Source organism: Granulicella sp. S190 (genome assembly GCF_009766095.1).
GTDB lineage: Bacteria > Acidobacteriota > Terriglobia > Terriglobales > Acidobacteriaceae > Edaphobacter.
The window spans coordinates 589665-609293 of the sequence record NZ_LMUD01000014.1 but is presented as its reverse complement, the minus strand read 5'-3'; the positions used below and the strand labels follow the sequence as shown (position 1 = coordinate 609293).

Genomic DNA, 19629 nt, shown 5'->3' with positions numbered 1-19629 from the left:
TATGAACAGAGCTAGGAATCTGGTGTGCGTTGGTCTATTGGGGTTTTCCGGGCTGGTAATGTTGGGCGGGACAGCGAGTGGTCTGGCGCAGGCAGCGGCGGCGAATGTGGGATCAGGGCCGAACGATGCGCAGATCCAGACGGATGTGACGAAGGCGCTGGATAACAAGAGATTCAAGGACGTGAAGAGTTCTGTGCAGGGTGGTGTGGTGACGCTGACGGGAACGGTGGATCTGTACAGCGCGAAGCTGGATGCGGATGATCGCGCGCATCACCGAAAGAATGTGAAGGGCGTCGAGAATCAGATTGAGGTGGCGGGACCCGAGGTCGACGATGTGACGTTGCGGAACAAGCTGGCGGAGAAGCTGGCTTACGACCGCGTGGGGTATGGAACGACGGCGTTCAATGCGTTTACGATTGGCGTGGAGAAGGGAGTCGTCACTCTTGGTGGAGCGGCATACGGACCGACAGATAAGGATTCCGCACTTAGCCTGGTGGAGAATTATGCAGGCGTCAAGGACGTGATCGACAATGTGGAGGTGGCTCCGGTGTCGCCGATGGATGACCGGATTCGGCTGGCGGAGGCGCGGTCGATCTATGGGTTTCCGCAGTTGAATAAATATGCGATCGATCCGGCGAAACCTATTCGGATTACCGTGGTAAACGGCAATGTGACGCTGTCGGGGGTCGTGGACAGCCAATCGGATAAAGATGTAGCGAATATTCGGGCGAATACTGTTTCGGGGGTCTTCAAGGTAGTGAATAACCTTGAGGTCGTTGGTGGTACGGCGGAGAAATCGGACAAATAAAGCTGCTTTTTCAGATTTGTGCTTTGGTGGGGAGGTCGGCGCAGCCCAACTCTTTTACGATAGAGAGATGGCATCGTTGTGGAAGAGTACGGTTGTAACACTTGAGATGATTAAGTGGGAGCATTCGGTGTTTGCGCTGCCGTTTGCGCTGACGGGCGCGGTATTGGCTGCGGGGGGCTGGCCGAAGCTGCGGGTGTTGGGATGGATCATCGTCTGCATGGTGGCGGCGCGGTCTGCGGCGATGGCTTTCAATCGGCTCGCAGATGCCAGGTTGGATGCGGCGAATCCTAGAACAGCGATGCGGGCTTTGCCGGTGGGTACGCTGAGCAGCGGCTTTGTTGCTGCGTTTGTCGTGGCGGCAATGGCGCTGTTTGTGGTGGGCGCAGCGATGCTGAACCGGCTGACGCTGGAGCTTGCTCCCGTTGCGCTGGTGGTGGTGTTGGCCTACAGCTATATGAAGCGCGTGACGCGGTGGTCGCACCTGGTTCTGGGGCTGGCGTTGGGGATTGCTCCGTCTGCTGCGTGGATCGCGGTGAGAGGGTCGCTCGATCTAAGGATTGTGGTGCTGACGGCAGCGGTGCTGTTGTGGGTGGGAGGCTTTGATGTGCTGTATGCGTGTCAGGACTTCGAACATGACCGCAAGGCTGGACTGAATAGCGTGCCGCAGGCCTTCGGCATTGCAACGGCTTTCTGGATTGCTCGCGCGATGCACCTGGGGATGTTGCTTCTGCTCTGCTGGTTGATGGAGTTATTTGGGCTAGGAAGAATCGCCGGATTGGGCGTCGGATTGGTCGCGATTCTGCTGCTATATGAACACTCGATTATCTCGCCGAAGGATCTGTCGCGGATGAATGCGGCGTTTTTTACTCTGAATGGAGTGATCTCGGTAGTGTTCTTCGGGTTCGTTGCGGCTGATGTGCTGCTGCATCCGTAGAAAAGCCCGCCTCGAGGCGGGCTTTTCTGTAGAGCGCGCTACTTCGGTTTAGCTCTTATGCTCGCGCTTGAAGTTATCCAGCTTCTCGTTCACACTGTCTTTTACGTTTTGCGCTGTGTTTGCAATCTTCTCGCGCATATTGTGTGCGGTGTCTTCGGCGCGGACCTTATAGTCTTCGCTTCTGACATCAGCACGTGCTCTTGCATCGTCATTAGCTGCAGAGGCTGCGTCTTTGGCGTGGCCCCATGTCTCCTTAGCTGCACCTTTTACCTGATCAGCTACTCCTGAGTTAGCGAGCTTCTGATTGCCGACAGCTTCGCCAACGCTTTGTTTAATCTTGCCTGCGACCTGGTCGAACTTTCCTTCTACTTTTTCGGTGTTCATATTGCTCCTTCCATGGGTAAAACGGGAGGGCTGCGGTTGAGTACGTCGTTGTTAGAGTGCTCGTCTACCGGAGAGCAAGTTGAAGATGAGCACGATGATGGCAAGGACCAAAAGAATGTGAATCCATCCACCGAGGGTGTAGCTGCTCACGAGTCCAACGACCCAGAGGATGAAGAGAATAATGGTGATCGTCCAAAGCATTTCGTTCTCCTAAAACGATTGCCGGATTTAATTTCCCCGGTTCGCTGTGATGGCATTCAACGACTGTGGCCCTTCTTGAGATAAGTTGCCAGGTTCGCCAGGGAGGTTGCCAATGGGAATAAAATATGGGATCTGGATAAGGGGTGTCGATTGAAGGTCGCGATTCAGGGGGAGTTGGGTTCAAACAGTCATATGGCGACTGTCGAGATGCTAGGCAACCATCACGATCTGGAGATCATCGCGTGTACAGTTTCGGCTCAGGTTCTTGCCAAAGTGATTGCCTATGAAGTCGATGGGGCAGTATTGCCGATTGAAAACAGCCTGCATGGGTCAGTGGCGGAACACTACGATCTGTTGCTTGATCTGCCGGTGCACATCGAGCGCGAGAGTCTGCTACGGATTCGGCACAATGTGATTGCGATGCCTGGGGTGAAGCTCGGTGAGGTGCGGAGGGTGATGTCCCATCCGGTGGCGTTGTCCCAGTGCCGGAGATATCTGGCTGCGCATCCCGCGTTTGAGGTTGTTCCTTTTTATGACACTGCGGGTAGCGTGAAGCACCTGATGGAAGCGGGTTTACGGGATGTAGCCGGGATCGCTCCTGTGCTTGCTGCAACACAGTATGGGGCTGAGGTTCTGGTGGCAGGCGTGGAAGATCATGCGGAGAACTACACGAGATTTCACCTCGTGCGGCGCGATGGCGACGCTTCGCAGGTGCTGGATATAAGGGATGCGAACAAGATGAGCCTGGCATTTGCCATTGATCATCGTCCGGGCACCCTGGTGGCGGCGCTGCAGCGGTTGGCAGACGCCGGGGTTGATCTGACCAAGATCGAATCCAGACCGGTGCCAGGGAGTCCCTGGGAGTACGTCTTTTACGTTGATGTGCGCTTCGATACGGTGGAGAAGCCTGAGGCCGCTCTCAGTGCCCTGCGCGGACATTGCCGAATGGTGAAGGTGCTGGGACACTATCGGGCTGCATAGGCAGCCGGGAATGGGCTGTTGATGTCTTGCTGGAGATTCGAGCGGGAAGTGGCAAGCTCACGGATGAAGGCGTAGGATGCCCGGTACGGTACTTGTGTTTACGCGACCTTGCGGAAAGTGGTCAGTGAGCCGAAGGAAGCTGATCTCTTCCAGTGTGACCTCATCCAGCGAATCCTAGCGGGCTATTTACTGATGGAAAAGGAGTTATGGCCGATGACAGGAAAGAACGAACGGGTGATTTGAGAGGGGAGGGTGGATTTGCGACCGAAGCAGGACTTGCTGCATCGAATAGTGGATAATCTGATAGAGGTACACTCAATGCCGAATGATTTTGTAAGTGTGATTCAACCGACAGCCTCAAAAAATACTGAAGAGGGTGGTGCTGAAGCTTCGGACCGCCGGCCAATCCCCGTTTTGCCTGTGCGGGATACGGTTCTATTTCCTCATGCGGTGCTGCCTTTGACGGTAGGGCGTGAGAGTTCGATCCAGCTGATCCAATCGCTGGGTGAAGAAAAGACCATCCTGGTGGTGGCCCAGCGGGATGCTCGGCAGGACTCTCCCGTGGCCGCGGACCTGTTCGCTACGGGTACGCGGGCGACCGTGCACAAGGTCGTCAAGATGCCGAACCAGAGCCTGTTTGTGTTTACCGAGGGCAATGAACGGGTGCACGTTGGCGAGTTTGCCCAGCTGACGCCGTTTATGATGGCGGAGTATGTGGCGATTCCTGATGTAGAGCCGCAGCAGAGCCCTGAGGCTGAGGCGTTGCAGCGAAATGTGGTGAGTCAGTTTCAGCAGATTGTGACCTCCTCTCCGACTTTGAGCGATGACCTGCAGACGATTGCGATCAATATTGACGAGCCGGGCAGATTGGCGGACTTCATTGCTTCTTCTCTCCCTTTCCTGACGACCAGCGATAAGCAGGAGCTGCTGGAGACGCCGGATGTATCGGCTCGACTGGAGCGCATCAACAAGCACCTTGCGAAGGAGCTTGAGGTACAGCAACTGCGCAACAAGATCCAAACCGAGGTTCAGGATTCGGTTCAGTCATCGCAGCGGGACTACTACCTGCGCGAGCAGTTGAAGGCGATTCAGAAGGAGCTTGGCGACCAGGACGATACCCAGAAAGACATCGCGGAGCTGAAGGAGAAGATCGAGACCGCTGGCATGCCGGAGGATGTGAAGAAGGATGCACTGAAGGAACTGGGGCGTCTGAGCCGAATGAATCCTGCTGCTGCGGACTATTCGCTGACGCGAAACTATGTGGAGTGGCTGGCGGTTCTGCCGTGGGGGAAGACCTCTTCGGGCGAGGTGGATATTCTGAAGGCGAAGGGGATTCTCGATGAGGATCACTATGGCTTGAAGAAGGTGAAGGATCGCATTCTCGACTACCTTTCGGTGAGGCGTTTGAAACCGGATATGAAGGGGCCGATCCTTTGCTTCGTTGGGCCTCCCGGCGTGGGCAAGACCTCGCTCGGGAGGTCGATTGCGAAGGCGCTGGATCGCAAGTTCTCGCGCATCTCGCTGGGTGGCATGCATGACGAGGCGGAGATTCGCGGGCATCGAAGAACGTATATCGGTGCACTGCCAGGGCAGATCATTCAGCATCTGAAGCGGGTTGAGGTGAAGGACCCGGTGTTCATGCTGGATGAGATCGACAAGCTGGGCCGCGATTTCAGAGGCGATCCTGCGAGTGCGCTGCTGGAGACGCTTGATCCGGAGCAGAACAATACGTTCCGCGACAACTATCTCGATCAGCCGTTTGACTTGAGCAAGGTGCTGTTTATCTGCACGGCGAACCAGCTGGATACGATCCCCGGGCCGTTGCTGGATCGTATGGAGATCATTGAACTGACGGGTTATACGGAAGAGGAGAAGGTGAATATCGCCATCAAATACCTTATTCCGCGGCAGATCAAAGAGAACGGCATTACGGAAGAGCAGATTGAGTTTCCGAAGGAGAGCGTTCATCTGATCGCGCGGCACTACACGCGTGAGGCTGGTGTTCGTAAGCTTGAACAGCAGATCGGTACTGTTTGCCGCAAGGTTGCGCGCAAGATGGCTGAGGGGCAGACGGAGAAGGTTGTGATTACTCCTGAGGTCGTTCACGAGTTCCTTGGTGGCATTAAAGTCCGCGTGGATACTGAGATTGCGGAGCGTACGAAGCGGTCTGGCGTTGCAGTAGGACTAGCGTGGACGCCGGCGGGCGGCGATGTTTTGTTCATCGAAGCGAACCGCATGAAGGGCAAAGGCGGCTTCACGATCACTGGTCAGATCGGTGATGTGATGAAGGAGAGCATGCAGGCCGCGTTGACGTGGGTGCGCTCGAATGCCGCGTCGTTAGGGCTCGATGAAGACTTTACCAAGGAGATGGACCTGCATATTCATGTGCCTGCAGGGGCGATTCCGAAGGATGGTCCATCGGCCGGTGTGACGATGGCGACTGCGCTGGTGAGTCTGTTGACGGATACGCCGGTGCATCCGCTGACGGCGATGACGGGCGAGATTACGCTGAGCGGCAACGTGTTGCCGGTGGGCGGAATAAAGGAGAAGTTCCTTGCGGCGAAGCGTGCCGGCGTGCGGGACGTGATTCTGCCGCGAGACTGTAAGCAGCAGGTAGATGAGGACTTAACGCCGGATCAGATTGAAGGTGTGACGCTTCACTACGCTACCCGAATTGAAGACGTGCTGGCGGTTGCGCTGCCGAAGACGCAGCGTGAGAAGGTCCAGGACGAAGCGGTTCGGGAAGAGGTTCTGCAGGCTGTCGTGTAGGTTGATGGAGTTCAGGCGGGCGGTTCGGCGGTTGCCGGGCCGCCCGTTTTTTCGTTTTATGAGTAGAGTTTTTTCTGTTGTGGTGGAGTGGTGTTTTTGTTGGGGTTTTTGCGAAATGTTCGTGTTTTGACGTGGTGTTTTGGTGGTGTAGGCGTGGTGGTTTGCGTGGCTGATGTGGTGGCTAAGCAACGATGTTTTGGGCTTCTAAAAAAGTGACAGGGTTTTGAACTTTATTTTGGCGGTGCGGGCGATGATGACGATTGGGCACTCGACGTTGAGCCTCGAGGTGTTTCTGCAGACTCTGAACGACAACGGGTGCTCGAGGCTGGTTGACGTGAGGCGATATCCGGGGTCGAAGAGGTATCCGCAGTTTGGGCAGGAGAGTCTGTTTCGTTCGCTGGACGGGGTTGGAATCGGCGGGGTGTGGCGGGTTGGGCTGGGTGGACGCAGGAAGGCGCAGAGGGACAGTGTGAATACCGGGTGGCGGAACGAGAGCTTTCGCGGATATGCGGACTACATGCAGATGCCGGAGTTTGCGCGAGAGATCGATTGGTTGATGGGGCTGCCGGATCTGGAGGCGACGGTGGTGATGTGCGCGGAGGCGGTGCCGTGGCGCTGTCACCGTTCGCTGATTGGCGATGCGGTGCTGGCTCGTGGCGGGATGGTGGAGGATGTCTTTGTTACTGCGGCGGGTGGGAGCTCGCGGCGGGAGCATCAGATGACGGAGTTTGCGAGGGTGGAGGACGGGAGGGTGTGGTATCCCGGAGGTGCAGAGGTTGGGCGGTTGTTTGAGTGAAGTGTTTTTGTGGGGGCGTTGAGGTTAGCTGATTCTGGGATTGAGAGTTGCGTTTATCTTTCTCTTATGGAATGGACGGCGGCTCGTGCTTCGCACGAATACCCACATCTCAAAATCGAGATATGGGGCACCCTGCATTATTTCTCGTGCGGCCGGCATTTGTTCTCGTATTAGTTGGTGCACGCCTGTTTCGTGAGTCGTGAAGTAAACGAGTTGGTCTTTAGTATGTTGAGGAGCAGACGATGAACGAGATCCTTCATTACTTCACGCCGACGAAAGATGCCGCTTCTGCTCTTGGCGCGATGGCGCGAAGGGCGTTTTCGGACACGTTTGCTCCTCTGTATGATCCGGTTCCGTTTGAGCAATTTCTCGATGAAGCTTACGGACCCGGGGGCGCGATGGAGAGTGATCTCTGCGATCCTTCGGTTCGCTGGCAGGTTGCCGCGATTGGAGATCAGCTCATCGGCTACGTGAAGCTTTCCCCTCTGAGGGCTTCAGCGCCCGAGCCGCAGCCGGGGGCGGTCGAGCTGCAGCAGATCTACGTCCTCAGTCGCTGGCAAGGGCAAGGCGTCGCTGAAAGACTTATGAACTGGGCGCTCGACACAGCGCGTGCTGACGGTGCGTCCGAGATCTATCTGACGGTGTTTGACCACAACGCACGGGCGAAGCGCTTTTACAGCCGACATGGTTTTTCTGAGGTTGGGCGCTGCACCTTCAGGCTGGGCGACCGCGTCGATGACGATCGCGTCTGGCGAAGGATACTTTGAAGTACCAGCGAAGCTGACGTTCGATAGTGGGCTCTGTGGATGGGTGTTTCCCTTGCTGCCACGTCAGTAATCTTCCCGTCTCCGTCCGCGTAACTCCACCGGGGAACTCTTCGGCTTCGAACGTCTGCAGCGACTGGTCGCAACGAGGCCCGATGCGAAGCAGGCCACGGAAGCGGCTGTAGTCTTCGGTCAGGATGACAATGTAACTGTGCTGACGATCACTCGCCTGGCCAGCGGAGTGGAGTCGACAACCGTGCTGGAAGCACCGACGCTTATGCCTTCTACAGCTTGACGGCGCGTTGAGGCGTTGGGTTGTGAAGCGGCGCAGGCGGATTTGATTCTGCCTGCGCCGCTTGTTGGTTAGAAGTCGTAACGCAAGGAGAACTGCATACGACGGGGAGTGCCTAGCAGAGTGTTAGAGACTCCGAGAGTTCCGCTGGTCAACTGAGACTGGAGATTCATGGGGACATCGAAGCGCACTGTGTTGGTGGCGTTGTAGACCTCCCAGGCGAATTTGAGGCCACCATAGTCGCCGAGAGACCAGCGCTTCGATAGGCCCGAGTCGAGATCGAAGACGCCGTCGCCACGAAAGTTGTTGCGCTGACCCACCTCGCCCGGATAGGGCAGGCGGATTGGTCCTCCTGTGCTGATACCGCTGTTGATGGCGTCAGGGTCGGCGAAGAACTGTGGGTTTCCGTTCTGATCAAAGTGTTTGTGTACTTTGACCTTTCCGGTGACGATGCCGTAGCCGCCCTGCTGCCAGTCGGTGGTCCACCCGGGTTCGCCGAGGGTGAAGGGCAGGCCGCTGGTGGCGCGGAGAATCCCGGAGAGCTGCCAGCCGCCGATGAAGGCGTTGACCAGGTTTCCCGCACTGGAGAGAAAGGATGCACCCTTTCCGAAGGGGAGCAGGTAGACGTAGTCCACGGTGAGGAGATGGGTGGTGTCGAAGTCGGAGACGCCTCGGTTGAGCGAGGGCTTCCAGGTGTTGATGATGCTGCTGTTGCCGAAGGCGACTCCGTTGGAGAACTCCGTGCTGCGTTCTGTATCAGAGCCGAAGTCGATGGAGCGGGAGTAGGTGTAACTGATGTCAGCCTGAAGACCGTGGCTCATGGGATGGCGAAGGGTGATCTGGCCGGCGTTGTAGTAGCTCATGCCGATGGTGGTGAGGGCATAGAGGGAGGAGAACTGATCCTGCCAGAAGCGGGACTGATGGTCGGCGGGACAGTTGTAGGGAACGCCGAGGGTCCCGTTGAAGCAGAAGAAGTCGATATCTGCGAGAGCAGAGGTCGCTCCGAGATTGGTGCGGAAGGGAGCCCACTCGTTGGTATAGATGGCCTGGGTCGCGCTTTCGCCTGGATAGTCGTTGCCAGCCAAGTAGGGGAAGAGATGTTCGAAGTACGCAATGGGCTGGACGGTGGCAGCGGGGTTTCCACCGTTCTGATCGACCAACGCTGAAAGCTGGCCGCCAGCGGTGTAGTAGTCACCTCCACCTTGCGGATCGACGAAGTCTACGGGTTGGGTGAGGTCCTGGCTTTGCAGCAGATGGCGGCCGAGCCTGCCGACGTAGGCGGTTTCGATTGTGAAGCCGCCGGGGAGCTCTCGCTGAACAGAGAAGTCGAATGCCTCGGAGTAAGGCGTCTTGAGCTTGCTGTCGAGGCCCCAGGTGATGGCGAAGTTGCCTTCTGCAGGAGTGAAGGGAAAGGTCTGGGTGGGCGGTGCGGTTCCGTTGGTGAAGGGAAGGGTGCGACGGTCGGTGAAGCGTGGCGAGTTCTCGACGTTGTAGGTGCTGGCGGGATTGGAGACGGAGGATGAGAGTCCGTAGGCTCCGTTCTGGTCGAAGGTGTTGATCAGGCCCTGGCCGTAGTGGTCGTAGTAGATGCCAACGCCAGCGCGGATGGAGGTCCTGGCATTGGGCGAGTAGGCGAGTGCAAAGCGGGGTGCGATGTTGTTCTTCGACTTTGCCCAGAGGCCGGGCTGGTTGTAGAAGGGTCCGCTGGGGGCGAAGGTGAGATCAGGCTCAGAGATTTGTCCCTGGAGCGCGGCAACTTCGCGCTGCGTAAACCAGGCGTGAGTATCGATGGTTGGGGCGACCTGCTGGCCTTTGGTCTCCCAAGGTGTTTGAAGGATGGTGTGACGCAGACCGAAGGTGAGAGTCAGGTTTGGGGCGGGACGCCAGGCGTCCTGTACGTAGTACTCGTATTCGTTGGCTTTGAAGTGTCTGTCGATGGGAGCGCCATCGGCGAGGAGGGTACCTGTGGTTGGACTGCTGACGGCGTAGTTGTAGAGATTGGTGACCTCGGGGATGACGCCGACGAGGTTGGCATAGGCTTGGACGAAGGAAGAAGAGAAGCCGTCGCTGACGGTATCCAGGCCCAGAGTGGAGGGATCCGGCGGAGAGCCTCCAAGCCAGGAGGGATTCGATGTTCCGGAGTTGAAGGAGTTGACGTTGGAGGAGCGATTTTGATGGACCAAGCGCCAGTTTCCGCCGATCTGGATACTGTGTTTGCCTTTGGTCCAGTTGAAGTTGTCGATGATGTTGTTGACGGGAACGCTGACGATGATGCTGCGCGCCTCGGAGGTCGCGAAGTCGAGATAGCGGAAGTCTACGTAGTCTCCGGTGCCGACGCCTGAGTTGCCGGAGCCCTGCCGGATGTACCCGTAGCGGATGTCGTTGACCATGGTGGCAGAGATGGACCAGGTGTCGCCAACGGTGATTCCCTTGCTGTTATCTATGAGCGAAAAAGAGGGGCCCTGACCGGGAAACTGTTCTTCTCCACCCGTCGTATCTTTTTGCAGGTTTCCGCGGACGAAGAGCCGATGTTTTTGAGACGGCAGATAGTCGAAGCGGACGATGGTTGTGTTGAGTGTCTTGGGGTTGGGTGAGGCGAACGAGAAGGAGCCGGTGTTGAGGCCGTCGCCGGCGTTGAAGCCGTTCGCCGCGGGCTCGGAGTTGAAGTAGCCGAGGGCGTTGGGGTTTGGTCCCGGCCCAGGGGCATAGGCGGCGGTGTTGCAGACCGTGCAGCCTGCATCGAGAGTTGCGACCTGGGCTGGCGTGAGTGCGACGGTCTCGCCGCCCGAGCCGGTATATTGCAGGATGCCCTGCTGATAGAGTGCCGTGGGAACGGTGCGGACAACCTGTGCGCTTTCGGCCTGGCGCTGACCCTCATAGTTGGCGAAGAAGAAGAGCTTGTCTTTGATGATGGGGCCGCCGAGGTCGCCACCGAAGATGTTGCGGATGAGCTTGCCGGGGCGGTTGGGTTCGCCTGCGTTGAGTTGAGCCTGCTTGTTGAAGAAGTCGTTGGCAACGGTGATGGTGGGGCGGTTGTACTCGTAGGCCGCACCGTGGAATTTGTTGGTGCCGGATTTGGTGACGAGGGAGACCTGAGCGCCGGAGGAGCGGCCAGAGTCTGCGTTGGCGATACCGGTGGTTACGCGGAACTCTTCGATGGAGTCCTGGGTCTGGCGGAGGACGCCGAAGAAGGCGAAGCCGTTGACCTGGTCGTTGTCGTCGACGCCGTCGAGGGTGATGTTGCCCTGGTCGGAGCGGCCGCCGTTGACTGCGCCGCTGCGGCTGTCCTGAAGCTGGGGGTTGGACGGCGGAGGCAGGAAGAAGACGCCGGGCTGGAGGCTGAGCAAGTCGGGGACGTTGCGGGTTTCACTGGGCAGGGCCTGAATGGTGGCGTTGCTAGTGGAGTTTCCGAGGGAGGCATCGGTGATATTGAGGGTCTGGGCCTCTGCGGAGACGTTGACGATCTCGTTGGAGGATTGCAGTGAGAGTACAAAGTTGACGGTGGCAGGCTGGTTGACGAGAAGCTCGGCGACCTTGGTTTGATTACCGAACCCGGCAGCTGAGACCGAGATGGTGTACTTGGCGGGAGGAATCTGCAGCAGCTGGTACTCGCCGCTTGATTTGGAGGTTGTGGAGAAGCTTTGTGCGGTGGCGTTGTCAAGCAGGGTGATGGTGGCGTTGGCCATGACTGCTCCGGAGGGATCTTTTACGACTCCGCGGAGTGAGGTGGTGGCGTTTTGCGCGAATGCGGTGGCGGTAAGAACTGCCAACAACACGATGAGAGCGGTTGCATAGATACGTCTGCTCATAGCTGCCTCCAAAAAAGTTTCTGAAGCGACTGATCGACTAATGTATGTGCGTTCGCGAATCGGTTTTGGTGCCGATGGTGCTGAAGAGACAGCAGCCAAGCGACGGGAGCTCAGGAGCTGTCGCTTGTGAATTTTTGTTGAATGAGGAAAGGACTGAACTTTATATATCAGCTATTGGAGAAATAGAAAAGCACTTCAGAGAGTTTCTTGTGCGCGAAGTGCATTTTGTTTCGGAGCCTGATTGCTGCGGAAATCGTAACCGATTGCGCTGGGTGAATTGTCAAGGGCTTGTCTTTGAGCGGATGAAGGAAGGGGGGAATTCGAGAGTTGGGCTGTACTACCTTGCCGTGGGCGGCATGGATCCTAGGGATGGGAGGTGGAGGAGATGGCCACTGCGAAGAAAATGACGGGGAAGAAGACTGGGGCTAAGTCGATGCCTGCAAAGGGTAAGGATCCTGAGGGAGGGCTTACGGCTGCTGGGCGGGAGTTTTACAAGACGACCGAGGGGGCGAATTTGAAGCCCGGAGTGAAGGGGAAGGCGGATACTCCGGAGAAGATGCGGAGGAAGGGCTCGTTTTTGACGAGGCACTTTACGCATCCGCGAGGGCCGATGGTGAAGGATGGAGAGCCGACGCGGTTAGCGTTGAGCGCTCATGCCTGGGGTGAGGCGGTGCCGAAGACTGAGGCTGCGGCCAAGAAGCTGGCTGCGAAGGGACGGAAGCTGTTGGAGAAGTACCATGCGGCGAAGGAGAAGACAGCGAAGGTTTAATAGAGATGCGCTAGGTTTTAATGGGGCGTTTGAAGCGGTGGATGTATTCGGCGGGGGTGATGCCGAGGATGCGGGAGAAGGTGCATCGCGTCGCTTGCTTATCTATGGTGTGCTGAACGTCTATGAAGTTCGAGGGTATGCGTCAGCGGTTCCTGGTGTTGTTCCGATTGCGGTAGGGGTTTGGGTAAACCTAGTATGATATGTAATATCTCGATGCAAAAGCATAGGGAATAAAAGCTATTCTTGAGTGTTTCTTAATAAAGATGACTAGATAGAGAAACTTTTGTCGCGGTTGTTGTTTTCCTGGCGCAGAAGTCAAACGGCATGAGATTTGGAATTCCCAGTTGGAGAGAAGATGTTTGTCGAGTGTTTCACTAATTTCTGGTCTGTCGCTCGGCGACGCAGAATCCCTAGCAATATTCCGGTTTCGCTTGTCAGCTTGCCGATGAAGTTCTTCACTAAGCTTTCGCTTTTGAGTCTGATGGCTAGCTCTACTGCCCTTATGGGTCAACATCAGCATCACGGAGCTGAGGGTGGCGACGCGAATGCCGCTATCGAGAAGTTCGGTTCGATCCATATGCCGATCTCCTGCGCGGCTTCAACGCAGGCTCCTTTTGAGCGGGGCATCGCACTGATGCACTCGTTTTGGTACGAAGAGGCTCGGAAGCAGTTTCAGGCAGTCGCGACGACCGATCCGCAGTGTGCGATGGCGCAGTGGGGGCTGGCGATGACGGAGTGGCGTCCGTTCTGGGATGGGATGCCGGAGGAGCGGCGCAAGGCTGGCATCGTGGAGATTGATAAGGCCACGGCTTTGAACGTGAAGACAGACCGGGAGCGACGGTATATTGCTGCCCTGAGCGGGTATCTGCACGCCGATCCATCAGAGAATGAAAGGGCGCTGCATGCGTATGACGACGCGATGGGCGCTTTGCATACGGCCTATCCTGACGATGTGGAGGCAGCGGCTTTCTATGGGCTAGGGCTGGCTGCCAGCGTCGGAAGACAGGATCCTGCAGGGGATTCGCGGAAGGCCCTTGCGATCCTCGAACCGGAGTTTGAGGCGCATCCGGATCATCCTGGGTTTGCACACTACATCATTCATACCTGCGACAGCCCGCAGTTTGCTCTCGAAGGCCTGCCGGCGGCAGAGAAGTATGCTGCCATTGCACCGTCGTCGGCCCATGCTCTGCACATGCCGGGGCATATCTTTGCACGGCTTGGAATGTGGCAGGAGGATATCGACTCGAATGTGGCTTCGGTACGGGCCTCAGAGTTGGCTGAGAAGAACCATCAGGACGGCATCGGACATCAGATGCACGCACAAGAGTTTCTCCTGTATGCGTATCTGCAGCAAGGTGATGATGCGGAGGCGAAGCGCACGCTGGATGTTATCGAGCCGACGGTCGAGCATCTTCACACTCTGCCTGGAATCGAGAACGACGGGATGGCGATGTATGCGACGTACTTTGAGGTAGAGTTCCCGAGCATCTACTTCCTGGAGATGCACGACTGGAAGGCTGTTCTCTCCATTCCAGAGCCGGCCCATGCGGTCGTTTCGGCCAAATATTTCCGCTATTGGGCGCAGGCCATCGCCGCTGGCCATCTTCACGACGCTGCGGCCGCCGATCGTGCAGCAACAGCAGCCGCACAGATAGCAGATGCGACGGCAAAAGAAGGCAGTCCAATTGGTGCAGAAATTATTGTGGCGCAGGGGACCATCAAGGCGTGGCAGAGTTTTGCTCACAAACAGGACGCGCAGGCGTTGCAGGAACTGAGCGCGGCTGCGGATAGTCAGGACCGCGTCGGCCAGGCTGAGGTCGACATCCCGGCACGTGAGATGTATGGGGATATGCTGATGGCTGAAAACCGTCCCGCGGAAGCACTGATTCAATACCGCACTGCGCTGAAATTGAGCCCTAACCGGTTCAATGCGCTCTATCATGCGGGTCGAGCGGCTGAGGCAGCAGGTAAACCAGAGGAAGCTCTGAGTGATTACACGCTGCTTTTGAAGGTGACCAAGGGAGGGGATCGGACAAAGCGCCCTGAGGTCGTATATGCACGGGCTTTTGTGGCGAAGCGTGCCGTCAATAAGGTTTCCTAAACGCTATTGTCCTGGAAACGATACTCTGGCCCGGATTACCGGGCCAGAGTGTTTTTAAGGAGAGATCTTAGCAAGATGAGTACGGCCGTAAAGTATGGAATTGGCCGTTTGTTCAGGGAGGAAGAGGTCCAGGTTGATTCTTACGGGAGCTTGTTTTCCCGGTTGGTGTGGATCGCTATCGGAGTGACTACCGGTTTGAGCCGGAAGGAGTCAAAGGCTCAGGGTCGCGTATTCTGTCTTGATGCGGGTTCGTGTGCTTTATTTTGGCGTTTTGAAGGACCTGTTCGGGCATGACCATGTAGAGATGGAACTGGCTGAGGGTTCGTCCGTGGCTGATCTGCTGACGCTTCACCGTGGGTTGATCGCGACTTCGGTCTGGGACGCTTTGGCGGTGGCGGTCAATCAGGAATACTCACGGGCGGGTGATCTGCTGAAGGATGGGGACGAGGTGGCTTTGTTGCCGCCGGTGAGTGGCGGGGTTGAGGGCTAGGATGCGGGTTGAGATTACAGATGAGGTGATTCCGGCGGCGGAGATTGTTGCGGAGATCAAGGCCGGCGAGGATGGCGCCGTGTGTGTCTTCGACGGGATTGTGCGGAACAATACGCGGGGGCGGAAGACGCTGTATCTGGACTATGAGGCGTATCGTGAGATGGCGCTGGAGAAGATGCAGGGGCTTGCGGGTGAGGCGGTGGAGCGGTTTGGGGTGCGAGATGTTGCGATGGTGCATCGGCTGGGACGGCTGGTGGTGGGCGAGACGAGTGTGTTGATCGTGGTGGCTTCGGCGCATCGGGGGGCGGGGTTCGAGGCTTGCAGATGGTTGATCGATACGTTGAAGAAGACGGTGCCGATCTGGAAGAAGGAGCAGTTTGTGGATGGGGCGATCTGGGCGGATGGGGAGCCGTTTCCTGAAGAGCAGCGGGTTGGCGGATCGAGTGAGCAGCGAGTTAGCGAGACGGAGAACTCTTCTCGCGGTGTTGCCTTTGAACTGAAGGGCGGATTGGGGGAGGAGAGCGGTCGTCCTTCTCCACCCCCACGAGCAAAGGCGCTCGTCGGGGACCCCGGTTCGGACGAGGCCCACATCTCAAAATCGAGAGCTGGGGCACCCGGTTCTGTGGCGAAGGTCGAGGGTGGAGGCGGTCGGTGAGAGTGCTGGTCGGGGTCATGGTTGGGTTGGTACTGGCGCTGGGGGATCTGCTTGCGCAGGCTCCGGTGGTGCGAGAGCCTCCTCCGACGGTGGGCGCGCAGGCTCCGAAGGGTCCGGATGATGTGCAGAATCCCCCGGCGGTGAATCCGCAGACGGGTGGGAACAAGGCGGGTTCTGCTGCGGGTGGCTCTCCTACGGGCGGGTTTCCTACGATCAAGGTGGAGACGCGGCTGGTGAATATCGCGTTGAACGTGGTGGACGCGAAGGGGTCTCCAGTGGGGGGGCTGGGGCGGGACGATTTTCAGATTCTTGAAGATGGGAAGGTGCAGAAGATCGCGATCTTCGAGAAGGAGGCTACGTCGCCGCTGTCGATCGTGCTGGCCGTGGATGCGAGCGAGAGCGTGTTGACCAACGAGAGGCTGGAGAAGGAGGCGGCGAAGCACTTTGTGCAGGCGCTGCTGCGGGAGCAGGATGAGCTTGATCTGATGGAGTTCTCCGACCTGGTGCGGGAGCTGGTGCCGTTTACGAATGACAAGCGACGGATTCAGAGTGGTCTGAATGAGATTCAGCGTGGTGATGCGACGGCGTTGTATGACGCGATCTACCTGGCGTCGGACCGGCTGGCGGCGACCTCGGCGGCGAATGGGCGGAGGCGGGTGATTGTGCTGATCACCGATGGCGGGGATACGGTGAAGGGGTCGCGATACACGCAGGCGCTGGAGCAGGCGCAGAGGGCGGGCGCGATGGTGTACTCGATCATTATTGTGCCGATCTATGCGGATGCGGGGAGGAATACGGGCGGGGAGCATGCTCTGATCCAGATGGCCGAGGATACGGGGGGGAAGTACTACTACGTGGTGGACCCGAAGGATCTGGAGCCCGCGTTTGCGCATGTGTCGGATGACCTGAGGACGCAGTATCTGCTGGGGTACTACGCGCCGCGGCGGGGTACGGATACTTCCTACCGGCAGATCAAGGTGAGGATGACGGATCCGGAGCTGAAGGGGAAGTATGACCTGCGGTACAGGGCGGGGTACTACGCGGATGCGAGGTAAAGACAATGCTTAGATGTGGGATGCAGTTTTTGATTGCGGTATTCCTCTTTGTGCCGTCCGTCGCCCATGCGACTGAGATGAAGGACTTTGCCGGGACGTGGGCGTTGCGGTTGGGAGCGCGCAATATATTCGTTCTGCGTTTGGTGCAGGATGGCGAGAGTTTGCGCGGCAGCAGGGATCGACCGGCGCAATTTTCAAGCAATGGTTATGGGTTTGCGAATATGCGCGGGGGGCGTGCGGAAGGACAGGGTGTCTCAGCTTCGGATGGTTGATGGGGCTTTGCACTTTACCGTTCAGAACGTCGACGACCCGAAGGACGTGGACGCCTATGTGATGCGGCTGGATGGGGCTCGGGCGACGGTGATGTCTGATGGTCTTCCTGCGGAAGATATAGAGGAGCCTGATTTGTTTGAACGAGTCGGAGTTGGAGCGACGGTGGCGTTGGATTGGGAGCCCAACCGGCTTTATACCGCACGCGACTCGGATGTTTCGAACGCCGAAATGGAGGCGATCTCGAAGGAGGATCAACGCGTTCGGACGGTGGCGAAGGTCGATTGGGAGATGGTGAATAAGACTGACGCAGAGCGGCGAGAGCAGACACGGAAGCTGCTGGCCGTCGGTTCGCTACATACGGGCAAGGACTTCGAAGAGGCGGCTGTCGTGTTTCAGCACGGAGATACGCCGGACGATTATCTCCTGGCTCATACCCTGGCGGTCGCGGCGGTGTCCAAGGGAGAAACGACCGCTACTTGGATCGCCGCGGCTACTCTGGATCGGTATCTCTGGAAGGTCGGTCAAAAGCAAGTGTTTGGGACGCAATACTCAGGTGATGCAAAACATGAGTGGACGCAGGAGCCTTATGACCGCGAGTTAGTGTCGGATGCTTTGCGGGGGCAACTGGCCGTGCCTTCGCAGGCCTCGCAGCTTATGCAACTGAAGGCATATGAATCACAAAAATGAGGGTCACGCATCGGCATAGCTTGGATCGACTACGTTGTGGATGAGGGTGATGACGTTGGCGGGGAAGCCGCCTTCGAAGGCGTGGCGGCGGATGATCTCTTCGTCAGGCGCGATGTAAATGCAGAAGATCTTGTCGGCGGTGACGAAGGAGGTGAGCCATTGCACTTCGGGGTCGATGCCGCGGAGGGTTCGGCAGGAGCTTTCAGAGATGGCGATGAGCTGCTCGCGCGTGAAGTGACCCGCGCCGGGGATGTCGCGTTCGATCAAAAACTTTGGCAAGACGGACCTCTGGGGAGATGGAGTTTGAGCAGGCTCAGCGGGACACAAGGATACTCTGGAGGACAACGATAGCACTGGCGGCGGTTCGAAGTGGCGGCTGGTGCTAGGGTGGAAGATGAGGTGTTGTGATGGGGATGGTGAAGAAGTTCGATTTTGCGCACGTGGCTGAGGGAATTGCGCGGCAGGCGGGGGCGCTGCTGCGTGGGTTTTATGCCAAGGGCGTGGCGACCGAGTACAAGGGCGATGTGGACCTGGTGACCGAGGCGGACCGTGCCAGCGAGCAGTTGATTGTGGAGAAGCTGAAGGCTGCGTTTCCTTCGCATGGAGTGTATGGCGAAGAGGGAACGCGGAGCGGGTTGGACAGCGAGTACCGGTGGTATGTGGATCCGTTGGATGGAACGACTAATTTTGCGCACGGGTTTCCGGCGTTCTGCGTGGTGCTGGGTCTGGAGAGACGTGCGGCGGGGCTGGCGGCGGATGCGGATGGAGAGATGGTTGCCGGGGTGATCTACGATCCGCTGCGGGATGAGATGTTTTCGGCGGAGCGGGGTAAGGGCGCGTGGCTGAATCAACGGAAGATCGCGGTGTCGAAGATTGCGACGCTGCAGGAGTCGCTGACGGCTACTGGGTTTCCGAGCAAGAAGCGGCACGAGAGTCCGAACGTCCACTTCTATAACGAGATCACGCTGCGGTCGCATGGGGTGAGACGTGCCGGGAGCGCGGCGCTGGACCTGGCGTATGTGGCTGCAGGGCGGCTGGATGGGTTCTGGGAGTTCAATCTGAATCCCTGGGATACCTCGGCGGGCTACCTGATGGTGGAAGAGGCCGGTGGGACGATGAGCCACTTCGATGGCGGGAAGTTTACGCTGGACAGCCGAGAGACGCTGGGGACGAATGGATTGATCCACGGCGAGATGGTGCACCTGTTTACGGAGATGTTTGCGGGCAGGGAGCTGGGGGCGATTCCTTCTCCGGCGGAGTTTGCGGCGCGGCGGGCGGCTGCGAAGTAGGGGAGGATATTCCGCAATTCTTACAGCAAGAATGCGGGAGCAGAGCGAGAGATTGCGGCGGAATGAGGCCTAAGTGGTCTTCATGACACAACCCCGCGAGTTGCGAAGGAGTGCGGTTGTGCTGCTAAAATCGAGTCACAAGCTTAGTTTTGCGCGGCGAATTTAGGCGACGACTTTAGACGTGGATAAGGGAGATTTTTGAGATGGCCTATGTGATTGCGGAACCATGCATCGGAACGAAGGATTCGGCTTGCGTGGATGCCTGCCCGGTAGATTGTATCCACCCGAAGAAGGACGAGAACGGATATAGCGATGCGGTTCAGCTGTTCATCGATCCTGTGGAGTGCATTGACTGCGGCGCGTGCGTGCCGGTTTGCCCGGTGTCGGCGATCTATGCCGGTGATGACCTGCCGGAGAAGTGGGCGGAGTATCAGACGAAGAATGCGGCTCACTTCGGGCGGTAATTTTTTCAGTGGTTCGAGAGACGCGCGTGGCCTAAGGGCTGCGCGTTTTTCTTTTGGGGTTCAAGCCTAAATGAGCGGCTCGGCCTGGATGCTTTAGGTGGATTAGTC

The 19629-nt window shown here is 57.7% G+C and carries 19 protein-coding genes; 15 read left to right on the top strand and 4 right to left on the bottom strand.

Going from position 1 to position 19629, the window contains the following annotated elements:
- Position 1: 1 nt before the first annotated feature.
- Together GSQ94_RS09110 and GSQ94_RS09105 are read left to right on the top strand one after the other, a co-directional pair.
- Entirely contained in the window at positions 2-808 is an 807-nt protein-coding gene (locus GSQ94_RS09110; RefSeq protein WP_158943219.1) for a BON domain-containing protein, read from the top strand.
- Between the two features lie 67 nt (positions 809-875).
- Positions 876-1742, top strand: a complete 867-nt coding sequence (locus GSQ94_RS09105) for a UbiA-like polyprenyltransferase (RefSeq protein ID WP_158943218.1) — start codon at positions 876-878, stop codon at positions 1740-1742.
- 48 nt (positions 1743-1790) lie between these two features.
- On the opposite strand, the gene GSQ94_RS09100 is transcribed toward GSQ94_RS09105, so the two are convergent.
- Complete coding sequence (locus GSQ94_RS09100) at positions 1791-2126, bottom strand: CsbD family protein (RefSeq protein WP_158943217.1); 336 nt, start codon at positions 2124-2126, stop codon at positions 1791-1793.
- 51 nt (positions 2127-2177) lie between these two features.
- Complete coding sequence (locus GSQ94_RS09095; protein WP_125484556.1) at positions 2178-2327, bottom strand: lmo0937 family membrane protein; 150 nt, start codon at positions 2325-2327, stop codon at positions 2178-2180.
- Positions 2328-2477: 150 nt separating this feature from the next.
- On the opposite strand from GSQ94_RS09095, the gene GSQ94_RS09090 reads away from it, so the two are divergent.
- From GSQ94_RS09090 to GSQ94_RS09075, 4 genes are all read left to right on the top strand, one after another.
- Positions 2478-3308, top strand: a complete 831-nt coding sequence (locus tag GSQ94_RS09090; protein WP_158943216.1) for a prephenate dehydratase domain-containing protein — start codon at positions 2478-2480, stop codon at positions 3306-3308.
- 318 nt (positions 3309-3626) lie between these two features.
- Positions 3627-6077: an endopeptidase La gene (gene lon, locus GSQ94_RS09085; protein WP_158943215.1), complete on the top strand. Its 2451-nt coding sequence runs from the start codon at positions 3627-3629 to the stop codon at positions 6075-6077.
- A gap of 223 nt (positions 6078-6300) precedes the next feature.
- Positions 6301-6873 carry a DUF488 family protein gene (locus GSQ94_RS09080; protein WP_254063752.1) on the top strand — a complete coding sequence of 191 codons (573 nt, stop codon included), beginning with the start codon at positions 6301-6303 and terminating at the stop codon, positions 6871-6873.
- Positions 6874-7115: 242 nt separating this feature from the next.
- A complete protein-coding gene (locus GSQ94_RS09075; protein WP_158943214.1) occupies positions 7116-7640 on the top strand; it encodes a GNAT family N-acetyltransferase in 525 nt (174 codons plus the stop codon).
- A 360-nt stretch (positions 7641-8000) separates the two neighbouring features.
- Here the strand turns inward: GSQ94_RS09075 and GSQ94_RS09070 are convergent, their stop codons facing one another.
- A complete protein-coding gene (locus GSQ94_RS09070; RefSeq protein ID WP_158943213.1) occupies positions 8001-11738 on the bottom strand; it encodes a carboxypeptidase-like regulatory domain-containing protein in 3738 nt (1245 codons plus the stop codon).
- Between the two features lie 385 nt (positions 11739-12123).
- Here GSQ94_RS09070 and GSQ94_RS09065 point away from each other — a divergent pair, with 385 nt between their 5' ends.
- From GSQ94_RS09065 to GSQ94_RS09035, 7 genes are all read left to right on the top strand, one after another.
- Positions 12124-12507: a DUF6321 domain-containing protein gene (locus tag GSQ94_RS09065; RefSeq protein ID WP_216843054.1), complete on the top strand. Its 384-nt coding sequence runs from the start codon at positions 12124-12126 to the stop codon at positions 12505-12507.
- A 355-nt stretch (positions 12508-12862) separates the two neighbouring features.
- Positions 12863-14608, top strand: a complete 1746-nt coding sequence (locus tag GSQ94_RS09060; protein WP_254063751.1) for a hypothetical protein — start codon at positions 12863-12865, stop codon at positions 14606-14608.
- A gap of 241 nt (positions 14609-14849) precedes the next feature.
- Positions 14850-15098 carry a MoaD/ThiS family protein gene (locus tag GSQ94_RS09055; protein WP_158943212.1) on the top strand — a complete coding sequence of 83 codons (249 nt, stop codon included), beginning with the start codon at positions 14850-14852 and terminating at the stop codon, positions 15096-15098.
- Between the two features lies 1 nt (position 15099).
- Positions 15100-15753 carry a molybdenum cofactor biosynthesis protein MoaE gene (locus tag GSQ94_RS09050; protein WP_158943211.1) on the top strand — a complete coding sequence of 218 codons (654 nt, stop codon included), beginning with the start codon at positions 15100-15102 and terminating at the stop codon, positions 15751-15753.
- Positions 15750-16808: a VWA domain-containing protein gene (locus GSQ94_RS09045; protein WP_254063750.1), complete on the top strand. Its 1059-nt coding sequence runs from the start codon at positions 15750-15752 to the stop codon at positions 16806-16808. Before GSQ94_RS09050 ends, GSQ94_RS09045 begins: the two co-directional genes overlap by 4 nt.
- Positions 16809-16828: 20 nt before the next feature.
- Positions 16829-17080, top strand: coding sequence for a hypothetical protein (locus GSQ94_RS09040; protein WP_158943210.1), 252 nt, complete (start codon positions 16829-16831; stop codon positions 17078-17080).
- Complete coding sequence (locus tag GSQ94_RS09035) at positions 17058-17768, top strand: hypothetical protein (RefSeq protein WP_158943209.1); 711 nt, start codon at positions 17058-17060, stop codon at positions 17766-17768. The genes GSQ94_RS09040 and GSQ94_RS09035 overlap by 23 nt, the downstream gene beginning before the upstream one ends.
- A gap of 3 nt (positions 17769-17771) precedes the next feature.
- On the opposite strand, the gene GSQ94_RS09030 is transcribed toward GSQ94_RS09035, so the two are convergent.
- Complete coding sequence (locus GSQ94_RS09030) at positions 17772-18047, bottom strand: DUF4242 domain-containing protein (RefSeq protein WP_158943208.1); 276 nt, start codon at positions 18045-18047, stop codon at positions 17772-17774.
- A 128-nt stretch (positions 18048-18175) separates the two neighbouring features.
- On the opposite strand from GSQ94_RS09030, the gene GSQ94_RS09025 reads away from it, so the two are divergent.
- Together GSQ94_RS09025 and GSQ94_RS09020 are read left to right on the top strand one after the other, a co-directional pair.
- Positions 18176-19057 (top strand): inositol monophosphatase family protein, encoded by an 882-nt coding sequence (locus GSQ94_RS09025; protein WP_158943207.1) that lies wholly within the window; start codon positions 18176-18178, stop codon positions 19055-19057.
- Between the two features lie 203 nt (positions 19058-19260).
- Positions 19261-19521 (top strand): ferredoxin family protein, encoded by a 261-nt coding sequence (locus GSQ94_RS09020; RefSeq protein WP_158943206.1) that lies wholly within the window; start codon positions 19261-19263, stop codon positions 19519-19521.
- Positions 19522-19629: the final 108 nt, after the last annotated feature.